The 22,527-nt window shown below is 40.3% G+C and carries 20 protein-coding genes; 9 read left to right on the forward strand and 11 right to left on the reverse strand.

Annotated features, from left to right (window positions below; all coding sequences use genetic code 11):
* Positions 1 to 9: 9 nt before the first annotated feature.
* The 6 genes from JQC92_RS03060 (at position 10) to JQC92_RS03085 (ending at position 4,586) form a co-directional block, all read left to right on the forward strand.
* Complete coding sequence (locus JQC92_RS03060) at positions 10 to 666, forward strand: riboflavin synthase (protein WP_204998266.1); 657 nt, start codon at positions 10 to 12, stop codon at positions 664 to 666.
* 172 nt (positions 667 to 838) lie between these two features.
* A complete protein-coding gene (gene ribBA / locus JQC92_RS03065) occupies positions 839 to 1,939 on the forward strand; it encodes a bifunctional 3,4-dihydroxy-2-butanone-4-phosphate synthase/GTP cyclohydrolase II (RefSeq protein WP_204998267.1) in 1,101 nt (366 codons plus the stop codon).
* Positions 1,940 to 2,090: 151 nt separating this feature from the next.
* Complete coding sequence (gene ribH / locus JQC92_RS03070; protein ID WP_129946685.1) at positions 2,091 to 2,567, forward strand: 6,7-dimethyl-8-ribityllumazine synthase; 477 nt, start codon at positions 2,091 to 2,093, stop codon at positions 2,565 to 2,567.
* Positions 2,568 to 2,577: 10 nt separating this feature from the next.
* Complete coding sequence (nusB, locus tag JQC92_RS03075) at positions 2,578 to 2,988, forward strand: transcription antitermination factor NusB (RefSeq protein ID WP_129946684.1); 411 nt, start codon at positions 2,578 to 2,580, stop codon at positions 2,986 to 2,988.
* 147 nt (positions 2,989 to 3,135) lie between these two features.
* The gene (thiL, locus tag JQC92_RS03080) at positions 3,136 to 4,092 is read left to right on the forward strand and encodes a thiamine-phosphate kinase (RefSeq protein ID WP_204998268.1); all 957 of its coding nucleotides are present in this window, start codon (positions 3,136 to 3,138) and stop codon (positions 4,090 to 4,092) included.
* Complete coding sequence (locus JQC92_RS03085; RefSeq protein WP_204998269.1) at positions 4,092 to 4,586, forward strand: phosphatidylglycerophosphatase A family protein; 495 nt, start codon at positions 4,092 to 4,094, stop codon at positions 4,584 to 4,586. Before thiL ends, JQC92_RS03085 begins: the two co-directional genes overlap by 1 nt.
* Positions 4,587 to 4,652: 66 nt before the next feature.
* On the opposite strand, the gene JQC92_RS03090 is transcribed toward JQC92_RS03085, so the two are convergent.
* From JQC92_RS03090 to JQC92_RS03105, 4 genes are all read right to left on the reverse strand, one after another.
* Positions 4,653 to 5,054 carry a hypothetical protein gene (locus tag JQC92_RS03090; RefSeq protein ID WP_204998270.1) on the reverse strand — a complete coding sequence of 134 codons (402 nt, stop codon included), beginning with the start codon at positions 5,052 to 5,054 and terminating at the stop codon, positions 4,653 to 4,655.
* 95 nt (positions 5,055 to 5,149) lie between these two features.
* Positions 5,150 to 5,554: a hypothetical protein gene (locus JQC92_RS03095; protein WP_204998271.1), complete on the reverse strand. Its 405-nt coding sequence runs from the start codon at positions 5,552 to 5,554 to the stop codon at positions 5,150 to 5,152.
* Positions 5,555 to 5,583: 29 nt separating this feature from the next.
* Entirely contained in the window at positions 5,584 to 6,792 is a 1,209-nt protein-coding gene (locus JQC92_RS03100) for an MbnH family di-heme enzyme (RefSeq protein WP_204998272.1), read from the reverse strand.
* Entirely contained in the window at positions 6,789 to 7,502 is a 714-nt protein-coding gene (locus JQC92_RS03105) for an MbnP family copper-binding protein (RefSeq protein WP_204998273.1), read from the reverse strand. Before JQC92_RS03105 ends, JQC92_RS03100 begins: the two co-directional genes overlap by 4 nt.
* A gap of 204 nt (positions 7,503 to 7,706) precedes the next feature.
* Between JQC92_RS03105 and JQC92_RS03110 the strand changes: the two genes are divergently transcribed.
* Positions 7,707 to 10,421 carry a choice-of-anchor B family protein gene (locus JQC92_RS03110; RefSeq protein WP_204998274.1) on the forward strand — a complete coding sequence of 905 codons (2,715 nt, stop codon included), beginning with the start codon at positions 7,707 to 7,709 and terminating at the stop codon, positions 10,419 to 10,421.
* Between the two features lie 303 nt (positions 10,422 to 10,724).
* On the opposite strand, the gene JQC92_RS03115 is transcribed toward JQC92_RS03110, so the two are convergent.
* Both JQC92_RS03115 and JQC92_RS03120 read right to left on the reverse strand, forming a co-directional pair.
* On the reverse strand, positions 10,725 to 11,834 hold the full coding sequence (locus JQC92_RS03115) for an anhydro-N-acetylmuramic acid kinase (RefSeq protein WP_204998275.1): 1,110 nt from the start codon (positions 11,832 to 11,834) through the stop codon (positions 10,725 to 10,727).
* Between the two features lie 19 nt (positions 11,835 to 11,853).
* Complete coding sequence (locus tag JQC92_RS03120) at positions 11,854 to 13,227, reverse strand: peptidoglycan DD-metalloendopeptidase family protein (protein WP_204998276.1); 1,374 nt, start codon at positions 13,225 to 13,227, stop codon at positions 11,854 to 11,856.
* A 140-nt stretch (positions 13,228 to 13,367) separates the two neighbouring features.
* On the opposite strand from JQC92_RS03120, the gene tyrS reads away from it, so the two are divergent.
* On the forward strand, positions 13,368 to 14,564 hold the full coding sequence (tyrS, locus tag JQC92_RS03125) for a tyrosine--tRNA ligase (RefSeq protein ID WP_204998277.1): 1,197 nt from the start codon (positions 13,368 to 13,370) through the stop codon (positions 14,562 to 14,564).
* Positions 14,565 to 14,678: 114 nt separating this feature from the next.
* On the opposite strand, the gene JQC92_RS03130 is transcribed toward tyrS, so the two are convergent.
* The gene (locus JQC92_RS03130) at positions 14,679 to 15,404 is read right to left on the reverse strand and encodes a YebC/PmpR family DNA-binding transcriptional regulator (RefSeq protein ID WP_204998278.1); all 726 of its coding nucleotides are present in this window, start codon (positions 15,402 to 15,404) and stop codon (positions 14,679 to 14,681) included.
* A gap of 297 nt (positions 15,405 to 15,701) precedes the next feature.
* On the opposite strand from JQC92_RS03130, the gene JQC92_RS03135 reads away from it, so the two are divergent.
* Positions 15,702 to 15,944, forward strand: a complete 243-nt coding sequence (locus JQC92_RS03135; protein WP_204998279.1) for a TIGR02922 family protein — start codon at positions 15,702 to 15,704, stop codon at positions 15,942 to 15,944.
* Between the two features lie 42 nt (positions 15,945 to 15,986).
* Here the strand turns inward: JQC92_RS03135 and JQC92_RS03140 are convergent, their stop codons facing one another.
* The 4 genes from JQC92_RS03140 to JQC92_RS03155 form a co-directional block, all read right to left on the reverse strand.
* Positions 15,987 to 18,395: a Lon protease family protein gene (locus JQC92_RS03140; RefSeq protein WP_204998280.1), complete on the reverse strand. Its 2,409-nt coding sequence runs from the start codon at positions 18,393 to 18,395 to the stop codon at positions 15,987 to 15,989.
* Between the two features lie 130 nt (positions 18,396 to 18,525).
* Positions 18,526 to 19,956 (reverse strand): deoxyribodipyrimidine photo-lyase, encoded by a 1,431-nt coding sequence (gene phrB, locus JQC92_RS03145; RefSeq protein WP_204998281.1) that lies wholly within the window; start codon positions 19,954 to 19,956, stop codon positions 18,526 to 18,528.
* A complete protein-coding gene (locus tag JQC92_RS03150) occupies positions 19,946 to 20,899 on the reverse strand; it encodes a YbgA family protein (protein WP_204998282.1) in 954 nt (317 codons plus the stop codon). The genes phrB and JQC92_RS03150 overlap by 11 nt, the downstream gene beginning before the upstream one ends.
* Before the next feature lie 312 nt (positions 20,900 to 21,211).
* Complete coding sequence (locus JQC92_RS03155; protein WP_204998283.1) at positions 21,212 to 22,339, reverse strand: VPS10 domain-containing protein; 1,128 nt, start codon at positions 22,337 to 22,339, stop codon at positions 21,212 to 21,214.
* Between the last annotated feature and the right edge of the window lie 188 nt (positions 22,340 to 22,527).

Genomic DNA, 22,527 nt, shown 5'->3' on the forward strand with positions numbered 1-22,527 from the left:
AGAGTGAAGATGTTTACTGGAATTGTTGAAGCTGTAGGTCACATCGGTAAAATTGAACGCCAAAGTGATGATATTCGCTTAACGATAAGCAGCGACAAACTTGATTTAGCCGATGTGAAATTAGGTGACAGCATTGCAACCAACGGTGTTTGCCTAACCGTGGTGAAAATCAATGCTGATGGTTATGTTGCCGATGTTTCTGCTGAAACCGTAGCACTCACGGGTTTTGCAAATTATCAGGTTGGACAAAAAGTGAACCTAGAAAAGGCGGTAACACCGACAACTCGTTTAGGCGGGCATATGGTGTCAGGTCATGTTGACGGTATTGCGACCATTAATCAGCGTGAGTTAAGAGGCAAAGCCATAGAGTTTTGGTTAGAATCACCAGCAGAATTAAGTCGATATATTGCTCATAAAGGTTCAATCACTGTCGATGGCGTGAGTTTGACGGTCAATGAGGTTGATGGAAATCGTTTCCGTTTAACCATAGTACCGCACACTGCAGATGAAACCACACTAACCAGCTTACAAGCTGGTGATAAAGTGAATATTGAGGTGGATTTGATTGCTCGCTATTTAGAACGATTAATGCAAGCAAAGACTGAACCACAGCAGAGCAGCGGCGTAACCCTAGAAACGTTGGCGAAAGCCGGTTTCATGCGCTAATAAAGTATTAAGTGAATAACCGTCACTCCCATCTATTGTTAGAGGGTAATGGTAGTAACGACAATTTTTTTTGTCGATATTCCAGTGATTTTGTGTTGCACAAAAGTCATTAGACTCCCGCTTACGCAGGAGTGGCGATAAGAATTTAAGTAGTAAATAAGAAGGTCTGAAAATGGCGTTACACAGCATAGAAGAAATCATCGAAGATATTCGTCTGGGTAAAATGGTTATCTTGATGGATGATGAAGACAGAGAAAATGAAGGCGACCTGATAATGGCTGCCGAGCTGGTGACTCCAGAAGCCATTAACTTTATGGCAACACATGGTCGAGGCTTAATTTGTCAAACCATGACTCGTGAGCGTTGTGAGCAACTGAACTTGCCTTTAATGGTCAGTAATAATAATGCGCAGTTCACGACGAACTTTACTGTGTCGATTGAAGCTGCTGAAGGTGTGACTACAGGAATTTCTGCGCATGACCGTGCAGTAACAGTGCAAGCGGCTGTTAAAAAAGACGCCAAGGCAGCAGATTTAGTTCAGCCAGGTCATATTTTCCCGTTGATGGCACAAGAAGGCGGTGTATTAGTTCGTGCAGGCCATACCGAAGCGGGTTGTGACTTAGCACGCTTAGCAGGCCTAGAATCATCTGGTGTGATTGTTGAAATTCTAAACGAAGATGGCACCATGGCGCGCCGTCCAGATTTAGAAGTTTTTTCAGAAAAGCATGGCGTTAAAATTGGTACCATTGCAGATCTTATTGAGTATCGTAACACCAAAGAAACGACAGTGGTGCGTGAGTCTGAATGCAAATTACCAACTCGTTTTGGTGATTTCCAAATGATTACCTTCCGTGACACCATTGATAACCAAGTGCATTTTGCATTGGTCAAAGGTGAAATTACAGAAGATGTACTTGTACGTGTTCACCTTCAAAATGTAATCAATGATTCATTATTCTCTGAACGTAACCAACAACGTAGTTGGCCATTAGATCTTGCTATGGAGCGTATTGCCGATGACGGTGGTGTGCTTGTGTTATTAAGTAGCCATGAAACTGCTGACGAGCTATTGGCAAAAGTCAGAGCATTTGCCGCTGAGGATGAAGGCCAACCCGCTGCTGCAAAATGGCAAGGTACATCTCGTCGAGTTGGTGTAGGCTCACAAATTTTAGCTCAGTTAGGCGTGACTAAAATGCGTTTATTGAGCTCTCCGAAACGTTATCACTCTTTGTCAGGATTTGGCCTAGAAGTGACAGATTACATTTCTGAGTAAAGATTTTGAGGATGTTTCTCTTGTTAATAAACAAAGAGAGACAGAGCACAAATTATTAATTAAATTGCCGAAGACTGGCTGAATAATTATGGTATCATTGCGCCAAATTTTCAGCCCTGTCGTGGCACAACGTAACTTCGTAGGTAAAAACATGAACGTAGTTCAAGGTAATATCGAAGCCAAAAACGCTAAAGTGGCTATCGTTGTTTCTCGTTTTAACAGTTTCTTAGTTGAAAGCTTGTTAGAAGGAGCTATCGATACGTTAAAGCGCTTTGGTAATGTCAGTGAAGACAATATCACAGTTGTACGTGTTCCCGGCGCATTTGAGTTGCCATTAGCTGCACGTCGTGTAGCTGCAAGTGGTAAATTCGACGGTATCATCGCACTCGGTGCTGTGATCCGTGGTGGCACACCACACTTTGATTTCGTTGCCGGTGAATGCAACAAAGGATTAGCTCAAGTAATGTTAGAGTTTGATACGCCAGTTTCGTTTGGTGTGTTAACAACAGATACTATTGAGCAAGCAATTGAACGCTCAGGAACTAAAGCGGGTAATAAAGGTGGTGAGGCTGCTTTAGGAATGCTGGAAATGGTTAACGTCTTAGACGAACTTGAGCAACAGTTGTAAAGGACAAAGCATGAAGCCTTCAGAGCGCCGCAAAGCACGCCGTCTTGCGGTACAAGCCATCTATTCTTGGCAAATAAGTGGCAATAACACTGCCGATGTAGAACACGAGTTCTTAACCGAGCAAGAAGTTAAAGGTGTTGATATCGCTTATTTCAGAGAGTTATTCTCTGGTGTAGCGACTCGTGCAGCACAGTTAGATGAAGCCTATGCTCCGTTTTTAGACCGAAAAGTAGAAGATGTATCTCCGGTCGAAAAAGCGATTGTACGTTTGGCTTCATTTGAATTGACTTATCGAAAAGATGTTCCATTTAAGGTTGCAATTAACGAAGCAATCGAATTGGCGAAAGCCTTTGGAGCAGATGATAGTCATAAATTTGTGAATGGTGTGTTAGATAAACTGGCCGCCAGTCAGAAAAAATGAATAGAAAAAACGGTATCCTAGGATACCGTTTTTTTATGCAAGAATATTGTATACACAAGATTTTAATTTTTGGATTTATCGGCAAAAATTTAAATCTCGTCTATATTGTTGTTTTCCGAATTTTCTCTGTATGTAACGGACTTCGTAGTGAAAGAGTTTCAAATAATCGAAAAATATTTTTCTGAGCTTGGGCCAAAGCGCAAGGATGTAGAGCTTGGAATTGGGGATGACTGTGCACTCGTTAACCCTGTAGATATTAAAGCTATAGCGATCTCCTGTGACACTTTAGTGGAAGGTACTCACTTTCTGCCACAAATGCCGGTTGAAGATCTTGGTTATAAAGCGCTGGCAGTAAACTTATCTGATCTTGCTGCAATGGGTGCAGAACCTGCTTGGATGACGTTAGCATTGACCTTACCAGAAGTTGATGAACAATGGCTTGAAGCCTTTACCAAAGGCTTATACGAAATCGCTGAGTATTATAGTATTGCTTTGATTGGCGGAGATACGACAAAAGGCCATCGAAGCCTTACTATCACCGTGAATGGCCAAGTGCCGCCTAAACTGGCATTACGTCGAAGTGGGGCACAAAATGGTGACTGGATTTACGTTACAGGTACTTTAGGTGATTCGGCGTTAGGTTTGGATGTTCTGCTTGATAATCGAGATGTACCACCTGAGCATAGAGATTACTTGGTCAAGCGTCATTATCGACCTACACCAAGAGTATTTGCTGGGCAGTCGATTAGAGGTTTAGCGACCAGTGCAATCGATTTATCTGACGGTTTAGTGTCAGATATTAATCATGTTCTGAAAGCGTCTGGCGTTGGTGCAAATATTGCCGTGAATGCGTTACCGTTATCTGATGAATTGATCGATTCAGTGGGTAAAGAGCATGCCATTGAATATGCGTTAGCGGGTGGTGAAGATTACGAGTTACTGTTTACCGTGCCTGATGATAATACGGGCGCTTTAGATACGGCTTTGAAGCAAACTGGTGTAAGTTATACCAAAATTGGTCAAATTACTGCAGATGGTAAGTTGACATTAAGGCAGGGAAAGAAAGAATACATACATCATAAACAAGGGTTTAAACATTTTTGATGTCATTTATCTCTCAAGATCCAAACCTTAAAAAGCTTTCTTTATCCAATCCAGTGCATTTTCTGGCACTGGGTTTTGGCAGTGGGTTAGCAGCTAAAGCTCCAGGTACATTCGGAACAGTGGCAGCATTGCCAGTGTTTTGGTTAGTAAGTCAGTTATCACTTACTGGATATCTAATCTTTACGCTTATCGCTTGTGTTATTGGTATTTATATTTGTGATAAAGCGTCGAAAGACATGGGTGTTCATGATCATGGTGCCATTGTTTGGGATGAAGTTGCAGGTTTACTGATTACTTTAATCGCCGTTCCTGCTGGATTACTATGGGTATTACTAGGGGTTGTATTATTTCGCTTTTTCGACATTGTCAAGCCTTGGCCAATCAGGTGGCTAGATACAAAAGTATCAGGTGGTTTTGGTATTATGATTGATGATGTCGTTGCGGGGATCTTTTCGTTTATCTGTCTTCAAGCAGTGTACTACTTGACGCTCTAAACTGCGAAACAGACTGACTTTAGTCCTCTAGAATAAAAGCGAGAGCAACAGCTCTCGTTTTTTTTGTTACTGTTTCGATTCAATCGGTTCAAAACTCGGCTTGTTCTTATAAAAATAAAGCACATTCACCACCCAAATGATCGGGCTTAAACTGCAAATTGTTCCAACAAACCAAGCCGTTTTATTTCTTTGTAATATTAGAAATGAGCAAGCGAATAGAACAACATTCACTACTAACATAAATATTGCTCTCTCTAGGCTTTGATACATACTCTCAGCTATGGTGATTTCTCTTGCTTCTAACGCCAAGAAGAAGACTGACTGCAGACGAATGCTGAAGGCAAACCAAGTTAACCAGATTTGCGAGTATTGATTGGTTTGCTGCTCTTGTTCGAGTTTATCTAGGTAATTACAAGTAAAGAAATAAGCGAAAAAAAAGCAGGCGATTGAGATATATGCGTGAACCATTTTTGACTCCATCCTTGAGATATCAAAACAATACTTATCTCAAAATAGTGTAGTCTGCATGTCATTAGCCTACCACTTACATGGTGTTGAAAGTACTATCTCATAATGTTCATATTGGTATTAACAGTAAACCAATTTATCACCTTTTTACTGAAAGAAAACCAAAGCTGCAGTGCGCAAAAAACACTTGCTATAGATATTGCTAAAACATCGTAACTTGAATTAAATGCGATAGAGGGTGGTAGTTTTAACAACTGACTAATGGATTCGCTATCCTGGCTAAGGATAAAAGGAAATAGGGATAATGTGATACCTTGTAAGATAGCAAAAGCACGCAACATATTCAGTGCCGCTTTTTGCTTGCCGATCATTGCAACAGTTAAAATGATCAGCAGTACGCCTGCAATGACGCCGATTTTTAATACGAACAGGCTAATAGCAGTAATTAGGTAAATAGAAATCAAAAAGAGTAATCGTTTGGGCATTTTTAGTTTTTTCATTAGAAATATTGCTGCCGATGCTATCCATTTTAATCTTTAGATTCAACCGTTCTATACTGCCTTTGCACTTTCCACGGGTCACTGTGTGCTGGCATCGTGATAAACGTTTCGTCAGTTAAGGTTTTTAAAAAGGTGATGAGTTGTTGTTTTTCTTTATTGGTTATTTCAAAGCCTTTCACAAATTGGCTTTTTAATGGGTTTTTTCGGCCGTCACCTTGATGAAGGCCTTGAGTTACATTTCTTCCACCTGCAGCATAAATATCTATCACTTCTTCTAGGGTAGTTACACTGCCATCGTGCATATATGGCGCCGTAAGTTCGATGTTTCTTAGTGTGGGTGCACGGAAGCGACCATCATCAAGAAAGTTGCCAGTGATACCGGCAAGACCAATGTCTTTTTCTGGGTAACCCATACTGACTTCTCCTTGGTCGAGCTTGGTTAATGTTAACTTCTTACGCTCAGTGAAATACAGCCCTGTATTGTGAAACGGTCTTCGATCTAAAGGCTGCTTTTCATGGCTGGTTGATTGAGTGAAGTTAAACCCACCATGGCAATGATGGCATTCAAGTTTTTCAGAAAAAAATAAGTTCATGCCGGCTAAAGCATCTTCTGATATTGCATCGTCGATTCCTTGATAAGCGTACTCATCAAAAGGTGTGTTTAATGAAATTAAGCTACGAGTGAAGCTTGAAAGGGCTTGAACAATCTTATTGAAATCTGGCTCTGAATCACCAAACGCTTTTTTGAATAATATAGGGTAAGGCGCTCGCCCAAATCGATGAAGGATTTTGCTCTCATTTCCTGTTGCACCAAGCTCTAATGGGCGCTCACCAAAAATCGGAAGCAGTAATTGCCTTTCTAATTCAGTAAGGCCGTCGTGCGCCCAAGTGAGTGTTTTATTGTAAGCAATGTTTACTAAAGCGGGTGAGTTTCTATGGTGTGCTTCACCTGTACTACCGATGGAAACTTTTAAAGGCTCAGCAAAAGCATGTTTTTGTATATGGCAACTTGAGCAGCTTTGTGACTGATTGCTTGAAAGAGCTTTGTCATAAAAAATGTGACGGCCAAGCTCTATTTTAGCTTGCGTCATGGGGTTCCTTTCAGGAACAAAAGGTTTTGGAAAACCCGTTGGTACATCCCACGAATACTCTTGCTCTTGAGTACGTTCTTGCTGATTGAAGCACGACGTAACCAATATTGATGACAAGAGAAGGATGACACCTTTAATTACGTTCATTTCTGCTCCCCTCGCCAAATCGAATTTGTTCCAAGCGTGTTAAATAACATCTGACAAACGTGGTTTTGAGATTCGGACATGCAGGATTGAGAATAAAATGCTTGGTTACTCAGCACAGTATCGAGAAGCGGTTTTAAATCAAGAATCAGTGTATTACTTGTTAAATTTACGTCATAAGCAAAACGGTTGGGTTGTGTACACCTTTGTGAAGGACTTCTCATAACACTTGCAGATTTACATCCGGTTGAACCTAAGTGGAAGTGCCAACCTGTTTGTCGATTTGCTGGGTTATTATTTTTTAGATCTAATCGAAGAAACTTGTGGCCCAGTTGCCAATTCCAAAACATATCACTTTGATTCAAAGGACTGTCTTGAGTCAGCGGGTTTTTATGGTTTTCAGTAAAAGGAACGCCCAAATCAAAGCGTAATTTACCCTTACTAATTTTGTTTGATAACAAGAGCGTTAAATTATCTGGTGACTCGCTATGACAGAGTTTACTCAACAAAGCTGTCGTTGAACTTTGATTTTTCGTCTTTTTGAGGTTTAAGGGGGCACCATTAACACTAAAGTTCGATAGAAAAAACTGAAGCTGTTCAAGTTGGAAGTCAGAATGTTCGTTTATTGGGACATTGCATTCAAGTTTTGTTGAGCCATATTTTAGAATGATATTAATTTGTTGATCTTGCTCTGAACTTCCACAGCTAGACATGAGAAGAGCAGCTCCAACTAACAAACATTTTTTGATCTTGTGTTTTATTGCAACAGCATCTTTAACTAAAAATGAAAATGGCATCATTGTTATTATTTTGTTTGTTATTTGTTATATTGCCGATTCTACAAATAAAAACTAAGAAATGCACGAGCCTAAATGTCGTGGGGAGTAATTTAAGTTCGAAGCAGCTAGGAGCTACAAATGAAATTACGGAATGCAGTTATATTCTCTATTGCTGCAACGGCGGCAATGGCACCTCTCGATAGAGTTTTGGCTCATGCAGAGCATGATAAAGCTCGATTTGTTTCCACATCGGGCAAAAATATCGGACGTTGTGATAATCCTCTAAGACCTTGTGAAACCATAGCGTATGCGGTCAAACATGCCAATAAAGGCGATAGAGTATTAGTGTCTGGTGGGCAGTACGATTTTAAAAATTCAGAAGATGTCTTTCTTCTGACTAGCGATTTGGTCCCCGTTTTAGGAGGCTACAATAAATTTGACCATTTTTTAGCTCAAGCACCGCAGCATAATCCGACTTTATTGACAGGCATACCGCAAGCATTCGTTTCAGGTTTAGAGTCAAGAGGATTTAAAATTCTCAATGATGGTATTGCTCAGTATGGAATTGAGTTGTCTCAAAAACTTGAACAAAATATGGCGCTAGAGCGAAGCCAACCGGCAACTGAATGTACCAACGGTACAGCAGGTAACTTCAGCTGTAACAATATTGATTTAGTAGCTCATATGGCATTGGGCGACTTTTCAAAATCACCTAGTTCGGGCAATGATATTTGGGGGCATGTAGATCTTAATACTGGTACTGAATACGCCATTATGGGGTTCAATAATGGTACATCTGTCATTAATCTATCTGATCCTGAAAATCCCGCTGAGGTAGGGTTCATCGGCGGAACAAGAACGACGTGGCGAGACATAAAAGTCTATCAGTGGTTTGATTCCGAAGCGTTGCGTTGGAAAGCACACGCATATGTCACCTCAGAGGGGGCCGATAATGTTCATATTATTGATTTGAGTGATTTACCAGATGCTATTTCAAAAGTCGCTACGGATAATGCAAGCACAAGTGCTCATAATGTTTATATTAGTAACGTGGATTACACGACCAACTCAGCACTGACAGGATTAGCTCCGTCTTTGCATTTGGTCGGTCAGAATGTTGGGGGTGGTGCATTTCGTAGTTACCACTTAACAAATCCTGCCGCCCTAGGGGCCGAGTTTAATCATACTGGATCTGCACGTTCTGATTATGCTCATGATGTTTCATCTATGGTTGTAACTGACAGTAGGGCACAGAGTAGTTGTCAAACGTCAATCTGTACCGTGTTGCTTGATTTTAATGAAGATGAAATGCGCTTATGGAATATCTCTGATCAAGCTGTTCCCGATGAACTGTCTAATACGACTTATACCAATGCAGAGTACGTGCATTCGGGTTGGTGGAGTGAAGATAAACGATACGTATTTGTCCATGATGAGCTTGATGAACAAAGCCATGGTTTAAATACAACATTACGAGTATTCAACGTCGATAACTTGCAGGCTCCTCAACTAGTTAAAACATGGTCTGGACCAACAAAAGCTATTGATCATAATGGCTTTGTTCGTGGTAATCGATATTATATGTCAAACTACCAACGTGGAGTTACGATTTTAGACATTACTGATCCTTCTTCACCTTCAGAGCTGGGATATTTTGATACGTTTCCTGCCTCTGATGGCAATGCATTTAACGGTGTATGGGGTGTCTATCCTTATTTACCATCAGGGCTGATTTTAGCGAGTGATATCAATAGTGGTTTGTATATTCTACGTGATAAAACTCATACCCAAATTCAAGGTTCTATCTCTTTCAGTGAATCAGAAAGCCGAGGGAATCCAGGAGATACAATCTCTATTTCTGTTCAGCGTCCACAAGGTTCAGGCGAAGTCAGCGTTGCTTATGAAGTGGTAGACGGGAATACCGAGCTCGGCATTGATTATCAGCCAATCTCTGGTCGTTTGACATGGACATCTAATGACAATGCAGTTAAAACGATAGAGTTGGTTACGTTAAATGCAGATAAGGATATAGAACGCCAAGCATTTGTGAAGCTACATGACCCAAGAGGAGGAGCTTCAATAGTCTCACCAACTTATCATGTGGTGAAGTTTGGCGAAAATGCACCGAGACCCGGTACGTTGGCTTTCGAGGAAACCTCAGTAACTTTCATAGAGAATGTGCAGGATGCTTCAGTAAATGTTTTACGCTCAGGTGGAACATCTGGGACAGTCAAAGTGAATTACCAAGTTGCTAGTGGGACGGCTGAAGTCGGAAATGATGTAGAAGATATTTCCGGTGAATTGGTCTGGCAAGATGGTGATTCGGACGCTAAACCAATTCAAATTAAGTTAATTGATGACAGTGAAGTTGAAGAGAATGAGAACTTCACTGTTCAATTAATGAGCGTGGATGGTAGTGTTCTCGCTGCAAATGAGTTAGTTGTCACAATATCTGATAATGACAGCGTGAACAAAGCTCCAGTAGTTTCGGCCGGTGACAATCGTGATGTTAATGCTTCAGAGACAGTAACATTAACTGCCACAGCGACTGATGCAGATGGTGATAGTGTTTCTTATCAATGGAAGCAAGTTAGCGGTACCAGTGTAACGCTGAATAATGCGAGTACTCAGGAAGCACAATTTGTCGCACCAAATCAAAATGGTGTACTTGTGTTTTCAGTTGTTGCTACGGATGCAAAAGGTGAAAGCAGTGAAGCCGAAGTTTCAATCAATGTAGTCGTTCAGCAAGTGCCGGAGGATGATGATTTTGAGGAATCTGGTAGTTCTGGAGGAGGAAGCTTAAGTTTTATCAGTTTGGTATTAATTCTTTTGATTCGAAGAAAACGAATTTAAAATGATATAGGGCAGTATCCACTGCCCTATATACCCATGATACCTGAAGATGCATGTTTCAGGACTTTTTCAGCGCCAATTCTTTGAGGCGCATTAGCGAAGGAATATCGGGATTCTTTCGAGCTAATGTAACAAAGAAGAATTGGTGCTGAGAAGTCCACGCAGTGCGAGTTGCACAGCGTGTTACTCTGTGTTGCCAGTGCTAACAATAGCTCACTATTGCCGCACACTGTCGCCTTGATTAACAAGCTGTGCATTCTCGCTGAAATCGAGCATCTTCAGGTATCATGGGTATAGATACATTTATTTCGCAGGAAATCGAGCACCTAAAATGGCTTCTCGGCTCGCTCCTGTTACTTCAGGTAAGTTTGCTGGTAAATGATGTTCAAAGCGATAAGCAAGCCAAGCAAAAGCAATCGCTTCAACCCATTGTGGGTCAACACCTAATAAACTCGTAGTCTCAACTGTATAAGTTGGGAGTAATGCCTTTAAACGTTTCATCAATTCTGTATTTTTGGCACCGCCACCACAAACAAAAAGCTCTCCTGATTGAGATAGTTTCAAAATATCATTGGCAATACTGTGGCAAGATAAATCAAGTAATGTCGATTGAATATCTGCAACCGATAAGTGTGAATATTCACTTATCTGCTGTTCTAACCAATTTTGACTGAATAGTTCTTTACCTGTGCTTTTAGGGTAGGGCTGAGAAAAATAAGTATGAGACAGTAAGTGCTTCAATAGCTTTTCGTCAGAAGCGCCTGACGCTGCTAGTTGGCCATTGTTGTCATAAGGTTCTTCTTGTGACTGTTGAATCCAAGCATCCACAAGTGCATTCCCAGGGCCAGTGTCGAAGCCTAAAACAGGTTGTTCATCTTGCGGTAAATAAGTGATATTTGCGATACCACCAATGTTCAAGATGACTCGATCAGCTGTTGGTTTAGAGAACACTTGCTGGTGAAAGGCTGGAACAAGAGGAGCACCTTGACCGCCAAGGGCAACATCTTTGCGACGAAAGTCAGCGATAACATCAATGTCCGTCTCAACGGCAATGGTATTCGGATCACCTATTTGGGTTGTAAAAGCTACTTCGAGGTTCGGCATATGTCGCACGGTTTGGCCGTGGCTGCCAATCGAAATGATATCTGATGTCGAAACGCCTGCCTTTTTTAAAAGCCCATTTACTGACTTTGCAAAGGCTTGCCCAACTTGACGGTCTAAACGTCCTAGTCGATTAATTTCGTCATTACTCGGCTGGCTGAGTCGTTGTAGACCTTTAAAGAGGTGAGACGGAATTTCTTCAGTGTAGGTTTCAATTAATTGTGGATTTCCAGAGGAAAAATCAACAAGCACAGAGTCGATACCATCCATGCTTGTTCCTGACATTACGCCGATATAATAATTCTTGGACATAATTGTTAAATTACTGCCTTTAGATTGTGCCTGCTAAGTGTAGTTGTTTTTTGTGCTCAAGTTCTGCCATGATGTTTGAACTATGAGCTAAAAACACTTGTTTTTGTTTCTTAGCAATAGGGTTAGATTTTGGCAGCTTAACAGTCCTAGGGTTTCTGTGCACTCCATTTACAATGAACTCATAATGAAGATGCGGTCCAGTAACACGGCCAGTACTTCCCAATGTTCCAACTATTTGACCCTGTTTAACAGATTGCCCTTTTCTTACTTTACGTTTCTTAAGGTGTAAATACTTAGTCGTATAAGTATCATTATGTTTGATGAATACGTAATGACCATTGTATTTATTGTAACTTGAGGCAATCACTTTTCCACGGCCAGCGGCTTTAATTGGGGTACCGACTTTTGCAACATAATCCACGCCACGGTGAGGTTTTACGCGACCTGTAACAGGGTGCAGACGTCGAGGGTTAAAGTTAGAGCTTACACGGTTAAAGTCTACTGGTGAGCGCAAAAATGCTTTACGCATACTGCGGCCTTCATCTGAGTAATACTCACCGTCTGAGTGACGAATTGCAGTGTAACGATCTCCCTGGTTCGTAAACTCTGCGGCAAGAATATTACCGTTTTCTAAGAATTCACCGTCAGTAAATTTTTGTTCGAAAATGAGTGCGAAATTATCACCTTCACGAATGTCGAGGGCGAAGTCGACATCCCAACCAAATAAGGTTGCTAGCTGCATAATTTGGTTAGCGGTTAAATCTGCATCTACACCAGCATTCCAAAAGTTACTGGTGATTGTGGCCGCAGTGAAGCTTTTACGAACATTTACCCGTTTCTTATGAACCTGTTCTTTATAGTCATCACCATTATGAGAAATCTCAAGTGATGTAATTGGGTCCATTTGATAAAAGAGATTGATGAAGTTGCCTTGTGAATCCTTGGTAAGCCCAATGGTTTCACCAGGAATTAATTTTAATAAATTCTTCTTGGCGAGCGGCAACCTTGACACTTCATAAACATCACGTGAGGTTAAGCCTGCACGATGGAACAATTTTGCAAGCGTGTCGCCAGAACGAACCTTAAAGGTTTCTATGTTCGCAATTTCTTGTTTCTTTTCAGGCTTAGGCGCAGTAATGCTTTCAATATTTTTTGTTGTTGAGGGTTGAGCATTTAATGATGCTCCATTGAGCTGAGGTGGCTCTGGCGTACGAAATGCCAAAGGTACCGTATAGCGTTTATTCGGTTGGTACTGATTTTCCACAGTCTGTCTAGACGCTTGTGCATCTTCAGAAGGCAACATCACAATAATAAGAGAGACGACAGTCAATACACTTAGAATAATTTTGTGTGTTTTTGGTAATAATTTAAATAATGTGACAACTCTTAACATCGACCCTGATACCAAATTGCAATATCTCTATTACAACCAAGTTTACACGCTTTCAATTGTTCTGGCTAACAAGTAACATTACAACCTTCAAATTTTGAGATTTAGGCACAGTTCCTAATTATAACGAGGTCGCATAGGCAATGGCTGATTTAGATAAAGCTTTAGCTGAAATAAAACGTGGTACAGATGAGATATTGCTAGAAGCTGATTTAATTGAAAAATTAAAATTAGGACGTCCACTTAAAATAAAATTAGGGGCAGATCCTACCGCACCTGATATTCACTTAGGTCATACGGTAATTTTAAATAAGCTGCGTGCATTTCAAGAGCTTGGTCATGAAGTGATCTTCTTAATTGGTGATTTCACCGGCATGGTTGGAGATCCAACCGGTAAAAACAGCACACGTCCACCATTAACCAAAGATGATGTGATGCGCAATGCTGAGACCTATAAAGAACAAGTTTTCAAAATTTTAGATCCTGCTCGAACTCGTATCGAATTTAACTCTAGCTGGTTAGAGCCGCTAGGTGCGGCTGGTATGATTAAGTTAGCGTCAAACCAGACTGTGGCGCGTATGCTAGAACGTGATGACTTTAAAAAGCGTTACGGTTCTGGTCAACCTATTGCTATTCATGAATTCATGTACCCACTGTTACAAGGTTGGGATTCAGTAGCATTGGAAGCGGATGTTGAGCTTGGTGGTACAGATCAAAAGTTCAACCTATTAATGGGGCGTGAGTTACAAAAATCTGAAGGTCAAACGCCTCAAACCGTTGTTATGATGCCACTGCTTGAAGGTTTGGACGGTGTTAAGAAAATGTCTAAGTCAGCTAATAACTATATTGGTATTAGCGAGCCTGCGGGTGAGATGTTCGGCAAGATTATGTCTATTTCTGATGAGTTAATGTGGCGCTATTTTGAATTGTTATCTTTCCGTCCATTAGAAGAAATCGAAGCGTTTGAGCAACAAGTTGCTGAAGGTGCAAACCCTAGAGATATTAAAATTGCCTTGGCAAAAGAGATTATTGCTCGCTTCCATGATGAAGCAGCTGCTGAAGCGGCTCATCAAGAGTTCATCAATCGCTTCCAAAAAGGTGCAATTCCAGATGATGTACCAGAAATGGATATTGATGCAGCTGAGGGGATAGGTTTAGCTAACTTGTTAAAAGAAGCTGGTCTAGTTGCATCGACATCTGAAGCCATGCGAATGGTTAAGCAAGGCGCAGCAAAATTAGATGGTGAAAAACTGGCTGATGCTAAGCAAGTTTTTGAAGCTGGTACAGTTGGTGTTTTCCAAGTAGGTAAGCGTAAATTTGCTAAAGTAACACTTAAGTAAAATCATTCTCCTACGAATAAAAATGGCGCTCAATCATGAGCGCCATTTTTATATATTCATTAAAACAACACTGAGTACTATCGAACTTTGCTTAAGTAGAGCAGAGGCTCAATATTAATCTTGAATTTCTGCGTTGTGATAAACATTTTGTACGTCGTCACAATCTTCAAGTGCTGCAATTAATTTATCAAATTGCTCAACTTCTTCCGCATCTGTAATCTCTGTCATGGTTTGTGGTAACCAAGAGATATGATCAACTTTAAAGTCAATATCTGGGTATGCGTCTGTTAATGCAGTTCGAGTGTTGTTGAATTCAGTATGAGGTGCATAAACACTGATTAGCCCATCTTCCAACTCAACATCAGTTACATCAACATCAGCCATCATTAATATTTCTAATACTGCATCTTCATCGTCACCTTCAAATACAAATGCTGCAGCATGATCGAACATGTGGGCACAAGTACCTGGACCACCTAATTTTGCATCATTTTTAATGAAAGCCTGTCGCACTTCAGTGTATGTACGTTTAACGTTGTCAGTTAAGCAGTCAACAATTAGCATGCAATTGTTTGGACCAAAGCCTTCGTAGCGAGCGACTTCATAATCTTCACCACCACCACCTCTGGCTTTATCAAGAGCTTTTTCAATAACGTGAGCTGGAACTTGGTCTTTTTTTGCTTTTGCAATCAAGTGACGCAGGGCTAAGTTACCATCAGGTTCTACACCACCATTTTTCGCACAAACGTAGATTTCTTTACCGTAACGAGAATAAATCCGAGTTTTCATACCAGCTGTTTTAGCCATTGACTCTTTACGGTTTTGATACGCTCTTCCCATCTTAATCTCTAATCTTGTGACAAAAATTCTGATTGATTTTAACAGGATTAGATGAAAACCCAAGAGCCTGTTTAAATTGATATTAGGGAATTTGAAGTATTTCCCAACATTGTTTCTTAAATGGGGGGACTCGTCATTTCACAAATTGTGCTTATATCCATGTGAATTTAGCGATATAAAATCAATATCGGGCTGATTTATTGTTACAAAAATAAAAGATTTTAATTACAACTGCTCAAAACTTTCTGAGTGAGCTATAACTAGTTATGAAGGTTAACAATTTATCGAGAAATTAAGATGAAATCTCAAGTAGCTACTGTAATTAGTACTAAAACAGTAACAGTACTCTTCTATGATGCACCAGTAGGTCTATTAATGCGAAGTGAAGTGCTTCGTGATTTGTCTGTTGGAAGTAATGGTCGTGTAATTATCCCTCAATGCTTTAGACAACATAAGTCAATCGTTGCTATTTTAGAGGGCGATTGCAAAGTCTTAAATGCACTAGGTGATAGAGCAGCAGAAACGGCAGCGAATGAGTAACTAAACGAAATTACTCATTCACTACACTATTTTTTAGGGCGACTACTGAGCGTCCTTTTCATGTTCTTTTCTGAGTTTATCTAGCTTAACTCTAGCGGATTCGTAAATTGAACCTCGTGTGAATTTATCATTTTTAAGGGTTCCAGCTTTCTTTTCAGATAACAATTCTATGGCATCTGAAACATGAGTAATCGCCCAGATATGGAACTTCCCTTGTTTGACATCTTCAACAATGTCTTTTCTCAACATTAAGTTGCAGACATTACTGTTCGGAATAATCACACCTTGAGATTCTGATTGCCCTTTTATTTTACAAATATCATAAAACCCTTCGATTTTTTCATTAACACCACCGATTGGTTGAGCAACACCAAATTGATCCATCGAGCCAGTAATCCCGATATCTTGTTTGAGTGGAACTTCACTGATAGCAGATAACACAGCACAATACTCCGCCATTGAAGCGCTATCACCATCAACACCCGAATACGATTGTTCGAACGTGATGTAAGTAGTCAGCGGTATCTCTGCTGACTTTCCTAATACAGAAGCCAGGTATGAGGTAAGTATGAGTACTCCCTTAGAGTGAATTTGCCCACCGAGTTGTACTTTATGCTCAACATCTAACACTTCGCCTTGTCCGAAAGCCGTATTGGCTGTGAAACGACTTGGCAAACCAAAACGATGATCCGCAGTGGAGACGACAGTTAGTGCATTAACTTGTCCAACTTTTGCTCCTGAAACATCAATGATTGTTTTTCCAAACTGAAAATCTTCTTTCATCAAATCCTGCAATTTAGAGACTCGATGAATTTGATTGCTAAGCGCTTGTTCGACATGCTCTGAACGAATTGTTTTTGCTTGCTCTTGTTGGGCAACGAAGTTTGTTTCACGCAATAAGTTAGCGACGTCAGCGGAGTAAAGCGATAGCTTATTTTGATCATCGGCTTGTCTAGAACTGTATTCAACAATGCGTTCAACAGCAGATATATCACACTCGAGCATATTTTTTTCGCTGACAATACAAGAAATAAAACGAGCGTACTGCTCTTCACTTTCAGAGGTTCTAGGCATGCTGGTTTCAAAATCAGCGGTTACTCGGAAAAGCTCACTAAAGTCAGGGTCATAATGTTGCAATAGTTGATATGTTTGATGATCGCCAAACATGACGATTTTTACGTCCAGTGGGATAGGTTCAGGCTCCAGCGATATAACGCCTGATAGCGAAACCTCACGTTCCAATGAACTCAAATCTAACTGTCGTGAACGCAGGGCTCTTTTTAACCCGTCCCATACATAAGGGCGCTCCAGTACTTTCGTTGCATCAATCAGTAAAACACCGCCATTGGCTTTGTGAAGATTGCCAGCACGAATAAGAGAGAAGTCAGTGAACACCGTGCCTTTAAACGTTGCATTTTCGATGTAGCCGAATAAGCTGTGATAACTTGGGCTCTCTTCTACTCGAATTGGAAAATGGTCATCAGATTGTGGAACGAGCACATTAACTAAATATCGCCTTGGCAGCTTTTTGTCTAACGTGGCATAAGCGAGCCCGAGTTGCTCTTCTGTTTGCTCTAAAAAGATATCAACATTGGTGATCATATCTTTTTGCATTGCCTTTAAATGCTCTACAACTTCGAGATCTTTTTTATATTTTCTAGTCAGTGGCCTTATAAAGTGGCCAATAACGTCTTTCGCTGTTTTTTCCGTATGTTGTTGCAGCTTGTCGCTATATTCCTCTTCCCACTTAGTGAAAGTGCGTACGACTTTTCGAAGATCTGACTCAAGATCACGAATTATTTTTTCTATTTCGGCTCGTTCTTCTTCTTGCAGAGCGTCGTAGGATTCTTCTGTGTGCTGCTCTTCACCATTCATTGCGATGAGTTGATAATCACCTTGAGTAGTGACTGCTAGTTGCACATGCTGCTCTTTGGCCTTTGCAGAAATATCGGCTAACTCAGCCTCTTGTTTTTCAGCCAATTGCTTTTTTAGTTGTTCAGTGCGGCTGTAATAAATTTCATTTTCAAAAGTCAGAGGAAGTGATTTAACCAGTTTGACGACCAGTTTTTCGATATCCTGGCTAAATGGCTCTCCTTTACCGCACTCAAGTTTGAGTACTTTTGGTCGCCGTGGGTTTTCAAAGTTGCTGACGTAACACCAGTCATATAGTTCTGATTGGGTTTCCAGCTTTTTGAGATAACGCAGCATCATGGTGCGTTTACCTAGGCCATTTTGGCCAATCGCATATATGTTGTAGCCCTTTTCTTTAATGCCCATGGCAAACTCAACCGCTTTTTGGGCGCGAGTTTGTCCAACAATTTCAGTGATAGGTTGTAAGTCAGCAGTGGTTTTACAATTTTTTAATGAGTCAGAAAGCGAGCAAGAACGGTAGATATCACTTTCGGTTAATTTAGTCGTTTTGTTATTTAATGATGCATCTAAGGCGGTCATAATCCTTCCTGAAAAATTGACGAAAAATGAATGATGTCGTCGAGTTCGCCATTCCTTTTAGCGCCGGGCATTGACTGATGATTAGAGGGTTCCTAAATATTTTTATACCATAGAGTTTAGTAATCTCCCATTACTTTTGAGAGATTACTTTCATGGCTTCGAGTGCTCTACTTCTTGCAAGTTTGTGCTCGACAATAGCGACACAGTAATTGTTTGAGATGGCATGGTCTTCAGGTTCTTGAACTACTAAATTAGCTTGATGCAGTGCTTTAGTTGAGACCGACGATAATTCGGGAACAAAGTGATAGATGAATGCACCTTCGTTATCAAACTTTTTACTTTGCTCTATTGGATTAAAAATTCGAAAATAAGGTTGTGCATCACACCCTGTGCCAGCAGACCATTGCCAGCCACCATTGTTGGCGGCCAGATCACCATCGATTAAATGTTGCTTGAAATATCGCTCCCCCCAACGCCAATCTATCAGCAGGTGTTTACTCAAAAATGAAGCTGTAACCATTCTCATGCGGTTATGCATCCAGCCTGTTTGATTCAGCTGGCGCATTGCAGCATCAACAACAGGATAGCCAGTTTTACCCTCACACCAAGCTTTAAATTCGGCTTGGTCATTTCGCCATTGAATCGCATCAGCATTGCTTTTGAAGTTTTGGTTCTTACAGAGCTTTGGAAAAGCAACAATAAGATGGCGATAAAATTCTCGCCAAATTAATTCGCTTAGCCAAGTTTCAGCTGGTGTTGTGGCCTCAACTAGGGCTTGCGGGAAGTAATGCAAAATTGCATAAAGGCATTGTTTAGGGCTGAGCACACCCATCGCCAAATAAGGCGAAAGTTGACTAGTACCTTTTAATGAAGGGAAATCTCTTTGCTCTTTGTAACTTGTTAGCTGAGATTCACAAAAACGCTTCAGAAGACTGAGCGCCGCTTTTTCTCCTGCTGGCCAATCGGAACTCTTTACCTTAGCAGCATCGATTTGAATCTTCTCTGGAACAATCTCTTTTTGATTTAATTCAACCAGTTCAGCCTTTTGAAGGTGGTGTTGACTAACCATCTCACGCCATTTTTTTTTGAATGGTGTGAACACCTTGAACATCTGCCCTTGTTGATTGAGCACTGTACCAGGAGCCAAAATACAATGCTCATCAGTAAATTCTATCGGAAGGCCATGAGATATTAATTGAGCGTCACGTTGTTTTTCATTCCATTCAGGTTCTTTGCCAGCGAATATTTGAATCACTTTATTTTTTTGACAGAATTCAGTTAGGAACTCAATTTGATCTTGAAATGTAGGCGTTTGAAAGTGTTTAAGTGGAACGCCGAGTTGAGCTAACTCAACGGCAAGATGGTTTAAATTACGTTCTATAAAGTCAATCTGAATAGGCGCTACATCATGACTTTGCCATTGCTCTGGTGATGACAAATATAGAGCAATAAGCCGACATTGCTTTTCGGCGGCAAACCGAAAAGCGCTAGTAACACTTTCATTCTCTCTGATTCTTAGGTCTTGGCGGAACCAAATGACAACAATGTTATTAGAATCCATATCTTAATTTCAGCTCTTGAGGGTGAGGGTTCAAGTAAACTTGATCTTGGATGTATTCTTTCGGGTGTTCTCGCAAGTAATGATTGATCAATGTTATGGGAACCAACAGTGGTGTGAGGCCTTGATTAAAATTTAAAATACTTTCTGTCAACTCGGCTTTTTGCTCTTTGTTGAGTTCGTTTTTAAAATAGCCCTGAATATGCTGGAGTGTGTTGGTATGAGAGCGTTTTGTTGCTGAGCATTTTAGCGCAGTCATAAATCCATCAAAATATTCATTTGCTCTGGATTCCAAGTCTGATAAATCAGCAAGAATAGGTCCTAATTTTCGATACCATTCAGTGCTGTGTGCCATGATTAAATACTTATAACGTGAGTGAAACCGAATTAACTCATGTCTGGTTAATCCTGTTTGTTTCATGCTCATCCAGTCATGATACGCATAGACCCGTGTAAAAAAGTTCTCTTTGAGGTTTGGGTCGTGTAATCGACCTTCTTCTTCAACAGGTAACAATGGATAACGCTCCATCAGAGCCTTAGCAAAAATACCAACACCAGATTTTGTTGCGTTGTTGGTACCAATTTTATATTCGAGCACTCTTTCCATACCGCATGTTGGAGATTTTGCGCAAAAAATATAACCACCAAGTGCTGAGAGCTGTTTTACTTTTTCATTACTAAAGTTTACTAGGGGTTCTGTAACATCGAAGCTTTCGTCTGAAGTGAGTACCCGTATTTGATTTTCATCTCTTACAAGGCGTATTGTTTTTCTCGGGGTACCAAGCCCGATTGCCATTTCAGGGCAAACGGGTACAAATTTAAATAATTCACTTAAATCCCGTGAACAATATTTAGAGTTTTTATGCCCGCCATCGTAACGAACTTTTTCACCAAGTAAACAGGAGCTTATCCCAATTTGAATTTTGTCTTTGTTAAAAGGCATCATGCCAATAAATCCTCTTAAGGGGTATTCATTAATAGTACGACAAAAATAACAAAGTAGATCTTAAAGTGAGTGAAAATAAAATCTTTCGATGAAATCGAGAAGATCAATGCACGAATTGAAACGGTTAAATTTTCTGAAATTGGTTGTTTTGTCGGCAATGAGTGCAGGCGAGGCCGGTTTTGTTTAGGTGTTTGTTTATATTATGGGTGAGGGCTACTTGATATTATGAACGACTTACTTTAGGTAAATAAATCGTTCATAGAGTCAAATTCTAATTAGAATTTACGCAGCATAGTGCGGCTTAGTTATTTTCTAATTGATTTGAGCTAGGTAAGTGATCTGTGTTGGCTCAGGGTTTCCTTCTTTCTCTACAATATGAGAAACAATCATTTGATTGTTCTTGGCATCAAATGCTTGAGGAGCCCACCCTGAAATAAAACCATCATCTAGTTTAGTATCGCTGTTGAGTTTGATATCTTCTACATTTGGGCTAATTATATCTCCACCTGTCACTTTAAATTTACCGATGTCCAGAAAAAGTAAATTCTTCCCTTTATTGATGACGTAAACGGGTGATGTGAAGTGAGTGTGGGGGGTTGTATCATCATAACTACATGCTTCCCAAGTCTTTCCATAATCTCGGCTGTACCAGAGTAAAGAGGACGTTTTTGAGTCAATATCAGCTTCTGTGTCTACAGCATAAACTTTACTATTATCGTTCGGGTCAAAGCTTATACTTAATGTATCATAGCTACTAGGTAACGTTTTAGGATCTAAAAATTCTGCACGTTGCCAACTTTTTCCATGATCATTTGACCGCTCAATTTTCCCGTTTGAAGCAGCAAGGATAACGTCACCATTATTCGAACTTGTGATTTCCCAATTCCCTAAGCCATTATTAAGAGTACTTGGTTGGCACGTTTTACCTTGGTCAGTCGAGACGTACATTTTATCTTGACTGCCCGTTGTATGCTCTAAAAACATCATACTCGATGAGCCTGGGATAAAGGTGATTCTGCCCCAGTTTTTCTTTAAATTAACATCCATATTGCATGTCGAGTCAATGTAAGGGCTCCATGAAACTCCAGCATCAGTGCTTTTTGAGAGTCGATTTTTTATTAGAGCAACAGCGACGTCAGGTTCCCCTTTTTGTTGCTCAAAAGCGATTTGATCCCAACCTGTTTTTTGATTCTTAACGACTTCGCTCCAAGATTCTCCATTATCTGTAGATTGCCAAACACCTTGTCTTGGTGCCCCAGTGTTATCAGAGTCGTAAGCTAAAAGCACATTAGACAGAGACCTTTGGTAAAGCATTAAAGTGGATACTTTGTCATTAATTTTTAATGGCGTTAAGGTGAGTGAATGTTCAGTTGTTGCAGCTGAAACATTGGACATTATGAGTAGTGGCGTAATAAGTGACACGGCTATTTTTATGCGCATTATCTTTACCTTATATTAAATAAAACGGTAATAAGAGCAGGTCTAATACTGTCCTTGTAAGTAATGATGCAAGATGGAGCTACTTATTATTTTTCACTAACATCAAGGTTAGTGCTTGTTTTTATGACAACTAATTTTAAAGATGGTCTTTATATTGAGCATTTTTTGAGAGATAAATAGAATTTATA

The sequence above is a fragment of the Parashewanella hymeniacidonis genome (genome assembly GCF_016900895.1).
GTDB classification, from domain to species: domain Bacteria; phylum Pseudomonadota; class Gammaproteobacteria; order Enterobacterales; family Shewanellaceae; genus Parashewanella; species Parashewanella hymeniacidonis.